Origin of the sequence: Micromonospora sp. 15K316 (assembly GCF_004348525.1) — a bacterium.
Classification (GTDB): Bacteria; Actinomycetota; Actinomycetes; order Mycobacteriales; family Micromonosporaceae; genus Micromonospora.
The window spans coordinates 1-11592 of the sequence record NZ_SMKG01000192.1 but is presented as its reverse complement, the minus strand read 5'-3'; the positions used below and the strand labels follow the sequence as shown (position 1 = coordinate 11592).

Sequence of the window (11592 nt, the reverse complement as noted above, 5' to 3'; positions counted from 1 at the left end):
GTTGTGTATAAGAGACAGGGGCGGGACAGTCGCGCAGCGCCCCGGAGCGGCCGGCCAGAGCATCCGTGAGCGCCGCCCGGGTGGTCGGCGTGAGCGTCTCCGGCAGATCGCCCGGCTCGTGCCAGGAGACCCGGCAACCGCCGGTGGGCTCGCCCGCCGCCGCGCGACCCCGTGCCCGGGCCCGGAACACGTGCACCAGGACGTCCGGCGGCGGCCCGGCTCGCCCGGGCGGGGCCGGGTCGCTGAGATGGTAGAGGCCGACCAGGTCGACCACCTCGATCTCCCAGCCCGTCTCGACCCGGACGTCCCGCAGCACGGCGGGCAGGGGGCTCTCCGCCCGATGCAGCCGCCCACCGGGCAGGGCGTGGCGGTGTTCGCCCCGGCCCTGCCGGCAGAGCAGCACCCGACCGGCGTCGTCGGTGACGACCGCGGCCACCGCCCAGGTGAGCCGACTCATGACAAAGAGCCTACGGCGGCGCAAACCAGAAGTCATCGCGACGACCCGAGTCTCCGCCGGGTGCCACTCGAGGGCCTCGCAGCGGTACCGTGTGCATCCGTGACCCTCGCCTCGTTCTCCCCCCAGGCGGCCCTGCCCAGCCCGACGACCGCCGTCTGGCAGCTCGGGCCCCTGCCGGTCCGGGCGTACGCCATCTGCATCATCGTCGGCATCCTGGTGGCCTGCCTGGTGACCGAGTACCGGCTGCGCCGGCGCGGGGTGGCGCCGGGAGCGGTGCTGGACATCGCGGTCTGGGCCGTCCCGGCCGGCATCATCGGCGCCCGGATCTACCACGTGCTCACCTCCCCCGAGAAGTACTTCGGCGCCGGTGGCGACCCGATGAAGGTCTTCGCCGTCTGGGAGGGCGGTCTCGGCATCTGGGGGGCGGTGGCCGGTGGCGCCCTCGGCGCGTGGATCGCCGCCCGACAACTGGGCATCCCGCTCACGGTGGTGGCGGACGCCCTCGCCCCGGGCCTGCCCCTCGCGCAGGCGATCGGTCGCTTCGGCAACTGGTTCAACAACGAGCTCTTCGGCGACCGCACCACCCTGCCCTGGGGCCTGGAGGTCCACCGGATGGACCCGGACAATCCCGGCCACGCGCTGCGCGACGACACCGGTCAGCCGATCCTCGAACCGGGTCTCTACCACCCGACGTTCGCCTACGAGGCGCTCTGGAACGTCGGCGTCGCGGCGCTGGTCTTCCTGCTCGACCGCAAGCTCCGTCTCGGCCGCGGCCGGGCGTTCGCCCTCTACGTGATGGGCTACACCGCCGGCCGGTTCTGGATCGAGATGATGCGTACCGACGAGGCGAACACCATCCTCGGGGTCCGACTCAACGTGTGGACCGCCGGGCTGGTCTTCCTCGGCGCGCTGATCTACTTCCTGCGGGTACGCGGTCCCCGCGAGTACGTGATCCCGCTGACCGCCACCGCCGTCCCCGCCGCCGCGCCGTCCGGATCCGACGTCTCCCAGGTCGACCTCTCCGCCCGCGAGGCCACGCCCCGCGCCGCGGCGCCCGACGGCTACCGGGTCGTCGACGAGGAGCAGTTCCGGGTCTACCGCGAGACCGGCGTCGCGCCCGAGGCGCCGGTGACCGCTGACGCCGGCGACACGCCGATCCGCGACGGTGCCGCCGACGAGGCGGCCCGCGACGACGAGCCCGCCCGCGAGGACGAGCCGGCCCGTGCCGACGACCGGGCCGGCGCGGGCGGCACCGGCCCGGCCGACCGCGAGAGCTGACGGGGGAGCGACACCATGCGGAGCGCGGTGGTGGTCGGCGCCGGCATCGGCGGCCTCTCGGTCGCCGGCGCGCTGGCCCGATCCGGCTGGCAGGTCACGCTGCTGGAGCGGACCGACCGGGTACGCCCCGAGCCGACCGCGGTGGTGCTCTGGCCCAACGGGGTGCGCGCGCTGCTCGCGCTGGGCCTCGGCGCGGGGCTCGACGCGATCGCCACGCCGCTGCCCGACGGCGGGATCCGGCGCCCCGACGGACACTGGCTGGTGCAGCCACAGGCCCTGCCGGCCGACCGGATGCCGGTGGTGGTGCACCGGGAGGACCTGCACGACGCCCTGATCGCCGGGCTCGGCGACCGGGTCGAGCTACGTACCGGCGTGACCGTGCGGACCGTCCGCGCCGAGCCGGGGGAGCGGCCGGCGGTGGGGGACGGCCGGCAGACCTTCGAAGCGGACCTGGTGGTCGCCGCCGACGGGGCCGACAGCCAGATCCGCCAGCGGCTCGCCCCCGCGGCGAAGGTGATCAGCTCCGGCTCCGCGGCCTGGCGGGCCGTCATCCCCTGGTACCGGGCACCCCAACTCCCCACGAACGAGCGGGTCGGCGGCGAGGTGCTCGGCGCCGGCTACCGCTTCGTCTCCGCCTCGCTCGGTGACCGCGGGTCGTCGGGCGGCTCCAGCCGGGGCGGCATCTACTGGGTGGCCACCGCCGCCGGCGCGGCCCGCCCCGAGCCACCCGAGACCCAGCTCGCGCTGCTGCGCCGCTGGTACGCGGGCTGGCCCGCCCCGATCGCGGCGCTGCTCGACGCCACCGACCCGGCCGACCTCGTCCAGCAGGAGATCCGCGAGCTGCGGCCGCTGCCCCGCGCGTACGGCTTCCCGGCCGGCCCGGGTGGGGTCGTGCTGCTCGGTGACGCCGCGCACGCCATGGCACCGCACCTCGGGCAGGGCGCCTGCCTCGCGTTCGAGGACGCGGCCACCCTCGCCGGGCTGCTGCGGGAGTCGACGCTGCCGGACGCGGTCAGCGCGTACGACCGGGTGCGTCGCCCCCGCACGGCCGGTATGGTCCGCCAGTCCCGCCGGATGTCGGCGGTGCTCCAGGCCCGGGGCCGGCTGGCGCTGCGCGCCCGTGACGCGGCGCTGGGCACGCTCACGCCGCGACTGCTGCACACCGCCGCCGCAGCGGCGGCCCAGTGGCGTCCCCCGAGCTGACAGGTCCGGCCGGCGGGCCCGTCGGCCGGCTCAGCTGAGCACGGCGGCGGGTTCGGCGATGCAGGCGGTGCCGATGCGGCGGAAACCGACGCGCAGGTAGACCCGGGCGATCTCCTCGCTACCGGCCGAGAGGAAGACCGTCTCGACGCCGGCGGCGAGCAGCTCGCGGGCGAGCGTCGCGGTGACCGCCGCGCCGAGTCCGCGACGGCGGGCGGCGGGCAGGACACCCACTCCGGCGATCTCGGCGACGCCGTCGACGCGCATGGCCATCCCGCTGGCGAGCGCCCCCTCGGTCGGGGTGCCGGCCAGGACCGAGATCCGCCGCCCGTCCGCGATCCGGACGCGCTCCTCGTCGAGCGCGGCGCTCTCCAGCTCGGTGGCCGCCGCGTCCCGCTGCGCCGGTCCGGCCTCACCCCGCGCCGTGCCGCCGTAGGCGAACGCGACGGCGGCGACGGCCCGCCGGGCGGCCACGGCGGCGGCGAAGTCGGGCGCGTCCGGTTCGAGCACCCGCACGGGTACGTCGCCGAACGTCGCCGGATCGGGCAGCGCCCGCGGGTCGAGCACCATCAGTGGCGCCTCGAGCACCCCGAGCCCCGCCGAGCGGGCCACCGGCAGGAAGTCGGGCGTGGTCTCGTGCACCCATTCGAACGCCTCGGGCAGGCCCAGCTCCCGCTGCCGTTCCCGGACCGCGTTGACCTCGGCCAGCGACGGCGAATCGGGCGCGCCCGGCCGGGGCCGGGCGTAGAACGGGAAACCGGCCCCGTCCCGGACGAAGAGCAGCAGAGCGCCGTGTTCCTCGACGCGGGCCGCGTCCCGGGGCACCGCGTCGTAGAAACGTTCAAGCCGGTCGAAGAGGTGCTTGTGCGCGGAATCCACCGCGCGAGACTACCCGTCCCAGATCCTGGAAGGTGTGATCAATCCGGAGTGGCCTTGCGCGTCCCGCCCTAACGTAGACTCAATAGACCCACGGGCCGACGTCGTCCCCTTCATGATCCATCCTGAGTGACGACAGGAGGCCCGGTGGCCTTTCCGTACCCGCAGCAGCCGGCCCCGACCCACGGTTCCGCAGCGCCCGTGGGGCTCTACGATCCCGCGTTCGAGCACGACGCCTGCGGTGTGGCCTTCGTGGCCGACCTGCACGGGCGGCGTTCGCACACGGTCGTCGCGAACGGTCTCGCCGCGTTGTGCCGACTCGATCACCGGGGTGCCCGCGGTGCCGAGCCGAACACCGGCGACGGCGCGGGCATCATGATCCAGGTGCCGGACGCGTTCCTGCGTACCGTGGTGGACTTCCCGCTGCCACCCGCCGGCGAGTACGCCACCGGCCTGGTCTTCCTCCCCGACAACGACGCCGCCGAGGCCCTCGCCCGCCGCGTCGTCGACAAGTACGCGGTGGTCGAGGGGGCCGAGCTGCTCGGCTGGCGCGACGTACCGGTGGACCCGAGCGGGCTCGGCGAGACGGCCCTCGCCGCGATGCCCCGGGTCCGGCAGCTCTTCCTGGCCGCCCGCCGGCTCACCGACTCACCGGCCGGGCCGGCCGGTTCGCCGCTGCGCGGCCTCGACCTGGACCGGGTCGCGTTCTGCCTGCGCAAGCAGGTCGAGCGGGAGAGCGCCGAGCGGGGCGCGCCGGCGTACTTCCCGTCGCTGTCGGCCCGCACGATGGTCTGGAAGGGCATGCTCACCCCCGACCAGCTGCCGGCGTTCTATCCCGAGCTGACCGACGAGCGGCTGGCCAGCGCGATCGCGCTCGTGCACTCCCGATTCTCCACCAACACGTTCCCCTCGTGGCCGCTGGCGCACCCGTACCGGTTCATCGCCCACAACGGAGAGATCAACACCATCCGTGGGAACCGGAACTGGATGCAGGCGCGGGAGGCCCTGCTGCGCAGCCCGGACCTGCCCGGCAAAATCCGGCGGACCTTCCCGGTCTGCACCCCGGGGGCCTCCGACTCGGCGAACTTCGACGAGGTCCTCGAGCTGCTGCACCTCGCGGGGCGGAGCCTGCCGCACGCGGTGCTCATGATGATCCCCGAGGCGTGGGAGAACGACCCGGGCATGCGCCCGGACAAGCGCGACTTCTACCGCTTCCACGCCAGCCTGATGGAGCCGTGGGACGGGCCCGCCTCGGTCGCCTTCACCGACGGCGAGATCGTCGGCGCGGTGCTCGACCGCAACGGGCTGCGCCCGGGGCGCTGGTGGCGTACCGACGACGGGCTGGTGGTGCTCGGCAGCGAGGCGGGCGTGCTCGACCTCGATCCGGCCCGGGTGGTCGCCAAGGGGCGGCTCCAGCCCGGGAAGATGTTCCTCGTCGACACCGCCGCCGGCCGGATCGTCCACGACGACGAGATCAAGGCCGAGCTGGCCGCCGCGCAGCCGTACGGGGAGTGGCTGCACGCCGGGCTCATCGAGCTGACCGACCTGCCGGCCCGCGAGCACATCGTCTACACCCACGACTCGGTACGCCGCCGCCAGCAGACCTTCGGCTACACCGAGGAGGAGCTGAAGATCCTGCTCGGGCCGATGGCGCGCAGCGGGGCGGAGCCGATCGGCTCGATGGGCACGGACACCCCGATCGCGCCGCTCTCCACCCGGCCGCGGCTGCTCTACGACTACTTCCACCAGCTCTTCGCACAGGTCACCAACCCGCCGTTGGACGCCATCCGGGAGGAGCTGGTCACCAGCCTCGGCTCCCGGATCGGGCCGGAGGGGAACCTGCTCGACCCGGGTCCGGCGAGCTGCCGGCAGATCGTGCTGCCCTACCCGGTGATCGACAACGACGAGCTGGCCAAGATCCTCTCCATCGACGAGGACGGCGACCTGCCCGGCTTCAAGGCCGTCCGGGTCTCCGGGCTCTACCGCCTGCGGGAGGGCGCCGCCGGGATCAAGGCGCGGCTGACCGAGATCTGCCGGCACGTCTCCGAGGCGATCGAGGACGGCGTGCGGATCCTGGTCCTCTCCGACCGCGACTCCAACGCCGACCTGGCCCCGATCCCGTCGCTGCTGCTCACCGCGGCGGTGCACCAGCACCTCGTCCGGGAGCAGACCCGTACGCAGGTGGCGCTGATCGTCGAGTCCGGTGACTGCCGCGAGGTGCACCACGCGGCGGTGCTCATCGGCTACGGCGCGGCGGCGGTCAACCCGTACCTGGCCTTCGAGTCGGTGGAGGACATGATCGCCACGGGCGCGCTGCCGGGCCTCGAACCGGCCGCCGCGGTGCGCAACTACGTCAAGGCGCTCGGCAAGGGCGTCCTGAAGATCATGTCGAAGATGGGCATCTCGACGGTCTCGTCGTACTGCGGCGCGCAGGTCTTCGAGGCGGTCGGCCTGGACAACCGCCTGGTCGAGCGGTATTTCCGGGGCACCCCGAGCAGGATCGGCGGCGTCGGTCTGGCCGGCATCCACACCGAGGTCGCCGCCCGGCACGCCCTCGCCTGGCCGACGACGGGCACCCCCGGCTCCGAGCGGCTGGCGGTCGGTGGCGAGTACCAGTGGCGCCGCGACGGGGAGCTGCACCTGTTCAACCCCGAGACGGTCTTCCTGCTGCAGCACGCCACCCGCAGCCGCCAGTACGACATCTTCAAGCGGTACACGGCCAAGGTGGACGCGCTGGCGGCCGAGGCGGGCTCGCTGCGGGGCCTGTTCGCCCTCCGCGCCGACGTGCGCCCGCCCGTGCCGCTGGACGAGGTGGAGCCCGCCACCGAGATCGTGAAGCGCTTCGCCACGGGCGCGATGTCGTACGGCTCGATCTCGGCGGAGGCGCACGAGACCCTGGCCGTCGCCATGAACCGCCTCGGCGGCAAGTCCAACACCGGCGAGGGCGGCGAGGACGTCGAGCGGCTGCACGACCCGGCCCGCCGCTCGGCGGTCAAGCAGATCGCCAGCGGCCGGTTCGGAGTGACCACCGAGTACCTGGTCAACGCCGACGACCTGCAGATCAAGATGGCCCAGGGGGCGAAGCCCGGCGAGGGCGGGCAGCTGCCCGGCAACAAGGTCTGGCCGTGGATCGCCCGTACCCGGCACGCGACCCCCGGTGTGGGCCTGATCTCCCCGCCGCCGCACCACGACATCTACTCCATCGAGGACCTCGCCCAGCTGGTGCACGACCTGAAGTGCGTCAACCCGGCGGCCCGGGTGCACGTGAAGCTGGTCAGCGAGGTGGGCGTCGGCACCGTGGCGGCGGGCGTGGCGAAGCTCAAGGCGGACGTCATCCTGATCTCCGGCCACGACGGCGGCACCGGGGCGTCCCCGCTGAACTCGCTGAAGCACGCCGGCACGCCGTGGGAGCTGGGGCTCGCCGAGGCGCAGCAGACCCTGCTGCTGAACAACCTCCGCGACCGGGTCACCGTGCAGGTCGACGGCCAGCTCAAGACCGGCCGGGACGTGCTCGTCGCGGCGCTGCTCGGCGCCGAGGAGTTCGGTTTCGCCACCGCGCCGCTGATCGTCGCGGGCTGCGTGATGATGCGGGTCTGCCACCTGGACACCTGCCCGGTCGGCATCGCCACCCAGAACCCGGTGCTGCGGGAACGGTTCACCGGCACCCCGGAGTTCGTGGAGAACTTCTTCCTCTTCCTCGCCGAGGAGGTCCGCGGCTACCTCGCCGAGCTGGGCTTCCGGACGATCGAGGAGGCGATCGGGCACACCGAGCTGCTCGACGTCGTACCGGCGGTCGAGCACTGGAAGGCGCAGGGGCTCGACCTCGCGCCGGTGCTGCACCTGCCCGAACTGGCGCCGGACGCGGCCCGCCGCGGCGTACGGGCCCAAGACCACGGCCTGGACCGGGCGCTGGACAACGAACTGATCGCGCTCGCCGAGCCGGCGCTGCGCGACGGCGCGCCGGTCCGCGTCGAGCTCGCCATCCGCAACGACCACCGCAGCGTCGGCGCGATGCTGGGCGGCGAGGTGGTGCGCCGGCACGGTGGCGCCGGGCTGCCCGACGGCACCGTGGAGGTGACGCTGCGCGGCACGGCCGGGCAGTCCTTCGGCGCGTTCCTGCCGCGCGGGGTGACCCTGCGGCTGCACGGCGACGCCAACGACTACGTCGGCAAGGGGCTCTCCGGCGGGCGGGTCGTCGTCCGCCCCGACCCGACCGCTCCGTTCGTCGACGCGGACGCCGCGCCCGGGCAGCGGGCCGAGGACCAGATCGTCGCGGGCAACACCATCCTCTACGGCGCGACCGGCGGGGAGCTGTTCCTGCGTGGACGGGTGGGGGAGCGGTTCGCGGTGCGCAACTCCGGCGCGGTGGCCGTCGTCGAGGGGGTCGGCGACCACGGCTGCGAGTACATGACCGGCGGGACGGTGGTCGTGCTCGGCCCGACCGGACGCAACTTCGCCGCCGGCATGTCCGGCGGCACCGCCTTCGTCCACCGGCTCGACCACGACCGGGTCAACGCCGAGATGGTCGACCTCGCGCCACTGCGCGAGGAGGAGCAGGCCGTGCTGCACGAGCTGGTGCAGCGGCACTTCGCCGAGACCGACTCGGCGGTCGCCGCGGAGCTGCTCAAGCGTTGGCCGGAGGCGGTGGTGGAGTTCACCGCAGTGGTGCCCCGGGACTACCGCCGGGTACTGGAGATCATGCGGACCGCCGAAGCCGCCGGCCGTGACGTCGACGACGCGGTGATGAGCGCGCTGGCGGCGTCAGCCGTTCCAGCCGTGCAGCCCGCGTCCTCGTCCATGCCCGTGCCGCCCGCGCCGCGGGCGACCGCCCAGGAGGTGGCCCGTGCCTGACCCGAACGGTTTCCTGCGCTATCCGCGGCGGCTGCCGGAGCGCCGGCCGGTGCCGGTGCGGATCTCCGACTGGCGGGAGGTCTACCCGCCGGCCGGTGCGGAGCTGATCCGCGAGCAGGCCACCCGGTGCATGGACTGCGGCATCCCCTTCTGCCACGACGGCTGCCCGCTCGGCAACCGCATCCCGGACTGGAACGACCTGGTCCGCACCGGCAACTGGGACGCGGCGGTGGCGTCGCTGCACGCCACCAACAACTTTCCGGAGTTCACCGGCCGGCTCTGCCCGGCTCCGTGCGAGGCGGCCTGCGTGCTCGGCATCGGCGGCGGTGACCCCGTGACGATCAAGCAGGTCGAGGTGGAGATCGCCGACGCGGCGGTGGCGCGGGACGGGCTGCGGCCGCAGCCGGCGCCGGTGTCCACGGGCCGCTCGGTGGCCGTGGTCGGCTCCGGCCCCGCCGGGCTCGCCGCGGCGCAGCAGCTCGCCCGCGCCGGGCACGCCGTCACCGTGTACGAGCGCGACGACGCGCTCGGCGGCCTGCTCCGCTACGGCATCCCGGACTTCAAGCTGGAGAAGCAGCACATCGACCGGCGGTTGGCGCAGCTCGCCGCCGAGGGCGTCGAGTTTCGCCCGGGCGTGAACGTCGGGGTGGACGTGACCGCCGAGCAGTTGCGGGAGCGGCACGACGCGGTGGTCCTGGCCTGCGGCGCGCTGGCCGGCCGGGACGTCCCGGAGACCCCGGGCCGGCAGCTGCGCGGCGTGCACCAGGCGATGGCGCACCTCGTCGCGGCGAACCGGGTGGTCGCGGCGGCGGGCGGCGGCCAGCCGGCGCCGGCCGTGCTGCCCGACGGCACGCCGATCGACGCGGCCGGCAAGCACGTCGTGATCATCGGCGGTGGTGACACGGCCGCGGACTGCCTCGGGGTGGCCCACCGGCAGGGTGCGGCCGGTGTGCACCAGCTCGACCTCTACCCGCAGCCGCCGCTGGGCCGCGACGAGACTCGCGACCCGTGGCCGACCTGGCCGTGGATCCTGCGCAGCTACCCGGCGCACGAGGAGGGTGGCGAGCGGGTCTTCGCGGTCGCGGTGCGGGAGTTCGTCGACGACGGCACCGGGCAGGTACGCGCCGTCCGGATCGCCGAGGTGACGGTGGAGAAGCGGGACGGCCGGCGGGTGGTCAGCGTGGTGCCCGGCACCGAGCGGGAGCTGCCCGCCGATCTGGTGCTGCTCGCCATCGGCTTCGAGGGCACCGAGGAGCAGCCCCTGCTGGCCCAGCTCGGGGTGCGCCGCAACGCCCGGGGCGCGGTGGACGCCCGGCCGGACTGGCAGAGCGACGCCGACGGGGTCTTCGTCGCCGGTGACATGCACCGGGGCGCCTCGCTCATCGTCTGGGCGATCGCCGAGGGGCGGGCGGCGGCCGCGGCCGTCCACACGTACCTCGGCGGAAGCGGCGCGCTGCCCGCCCCGGTCGAGCCGGCCGCCCAGCCGCTCGCCGCCCGCTGAGCGGCGGTCTCCCCGGCACCAGCGGTCACACCGGCCCCGACGCCGCCCCGGTTCCCCGTGGACCGGGGCGGCGGCACGTGAACCCGCTCACGAAGACCGGCAAAACGGGCTTATCGTCGTCACACTTGGCGACGGCCGATCCGCGTGCGTACCGGCCCCCTTCATGAGGCTCTCTGGTCGGGAGGTCGTGCCGTGGCGTTTGGTGCCACGTTCGCCGCGCTTCGTCACCGCAACTACCGGATCTGGGCGATCGCCGGGTTCGTGTCGGTGATCGGCACCTGGATGCAGGTGCTCGGCGTCAACTGGTACGTACTGTCGCGTACCGGCTCGGCGACCTCGATGGGCTTCGCGATCCTCCTCCAGGCCATCCCCACGCTGCTGCTCAGCGTCTGGGGCGGCGCGCTGGCCGACCGGCTGTCCGCCAAGCCGCTGCTGATCGCCGCCCAGGGTGCCCACGCGGCGCTGGCGGCGAGCCTGGCGTTCGTCGCCCTCACCGGCACCGGCGGACTCCCCGCGATCTACGCGATCTCGCTCGCCGCGGGCGCGGTCTCGGCGATCGAGGGGCCGGTGATGGGGCGCTGGGCCTCCACCCTCGTCGACCGGGAGAGCCTCGGCAACGCCCTCGCGCTCGGCTCGCTCACCAACTCCGCCGGCCGCATCCTCGGCATGAGCGCGGGTGCGGTCGTGGTCGCCGCCGTGGGTCCCGCGCTGCTCTTCGTCGTCAACTCCGTCAGCTTCGTCGCGGTGGTGGCGGCCCTGTTCCTGGTCCGCGAGCGCGAGCGGTACGCCGGGGAGCCGGAGTCCGAGCCGGCGGCCGCGGCCACCGAGGGCGGCATCCGGGCCGGTTTCCGCTACCTGTTCGGGCAGCCGGTGGTGCTCGTCGCGCTCGCCCTGTCGTTCGTGCTCGGCAGCCTCGGGCGCAACTACCAGGTGACCATGGCGGCGATGAGCGACGGACCGCTGGGCGGCGGCGCCGCCGGGTACGGCTTCCTCTCCACGGTCTTCGCCGTGGGCACCGTGCTCGGCGCGCTCGTCGCCGCCCGCAGCCGCCGGCTGGGCTACGGCGTCCTGATCGGCGCCGGCCTGCTCGCGAGCGTGTTGCAGATCGTCGCCGGGCTCGCGCCGGGCACCCTGAGCTTCGCCGCGGTGATCCTGCCGATCGCCGCCGCCGCGGTGGTCATCGACACCACCGTCGGTGCCCGGGCGCAGCTCGACACCGACTACCTGATGCGCGGTCGGGTGCTGGCGGCGCTCGCCGTCACCGGCTCGGTCTCCTCGGCAGTCGGCGCGCCGCTGCTCGGCTGGCTCTCCGAACACGCCGGTCCGCGGCAGACCCTGGTGCTGGCCGGCGCGGTCGCGGCCGTCGGCACCGTCGTCGCGGCGGCGGCCCTGGACGGGCTGCGCGGGCGGGTGCTGCGGGGCCGGGTGG

7 protein-coding genes are annotated in these 11592 nt (G+C 74.4%); 5 read left to right on the top strand and 2 right to left on the bottom strand.

Annotation, left to right across the window (positions count from 1 at the left end; translation table 11 throughout):
• A partial coding sequence (locus E1211_RS25565) for an NUDIX hydrolase (protein ID WP_132351685.1) occupies positions 1-457 on the bottom strand: 457 nt, incomplete at its 3' end.
• A 99-nt stretch (positions 458-556) separates the two neighbouring features.
• Here E1211_RS25565 and lgt point away from each other — a divergent pair.
• Together lgt and E1211_RS25555 are read left to right on the top strand one after the other, a co-directional pair.
• Positions 557-1735: a prolipoprotein diacylglyceryl transferase gene (gene lgt, locus E1211_RS25560; protein ID WP_132351683.1), complete on the top strand. Its 1179-nt coding sequence runs from the start codon at positions 557-559 to the stop codon at positions 1733-1735.
• 15 nt (positions 1736-1750) lie between these two features.
• Complete coding sequence (locus E1211_RS25555) at positions 1751-2938, top strand: NAD(P)/FAD-dependent oxidoreductase (protein ID WP_132351681.1); 1188 nt, start codon at positions 1751-1753, stop codon at positions 2936-2938.
• 30 nt (positions 2939-2968) lie between these two features.
• Here the strand turns inward: E1211_RS25555 and E1211_RS25550 are convergent, their stop codons facing one another.
• Entirely contained in the window at positions 2969-3814 is an 846-nt protein-coding gene (locus E1211_RS25550) for a GNAT family N-acetyltransferase (protein WP_132351679.1), read from the bottom strand.
• Positions 3815-3958: 144 nt separating this feature from the next.
• Here E1211_RS25550 and gltB point away from each other — a divergent pair, with 144 nt between their 5' ends.
• The 3 genes from gltB to E1211_RS25535 all read left to right on the top strand — a co-directional run.
• A complete protein-coding gene (gene gltB / locus E1211_RS25545; protein ID WP_207915509.1) occupies positions 3959-8662 on the top strand; it encodes a glutamate synthase large subunit in 4704 nt (1567 codons plus the stop codon).
• Entirely contained in the window at positions 8655-10163 is a 1509-nt protein-coding gene (locus tag E1211_RS25540; protein WP_132351677.1) for a glutamate synthase subunit beta, read from the top strand. Before gltB ends, E1211_RS25540 begins: the two co-directional genes overlap by 8 nt.
• A 192-nt stretch (positions 10164-10355) precedes the next feature.
• The coding region (locus E1211_RS25535; protein WP_132351675.1) for an MFS transporter at positions 10356-11592 on the top strand (1237 nt) is incomplete at its 3' end.

Bases quoted from the DNA above. Each gene is read 5' to 3' on its own strand.
- E1211_RS25555 (WP_132351681.1), top strand. From the start codon at position 1,751: ATGCGGAGCGCGGTGGTGGTCGGCGCCGGCATCGGCGGCCTCTCGGTC.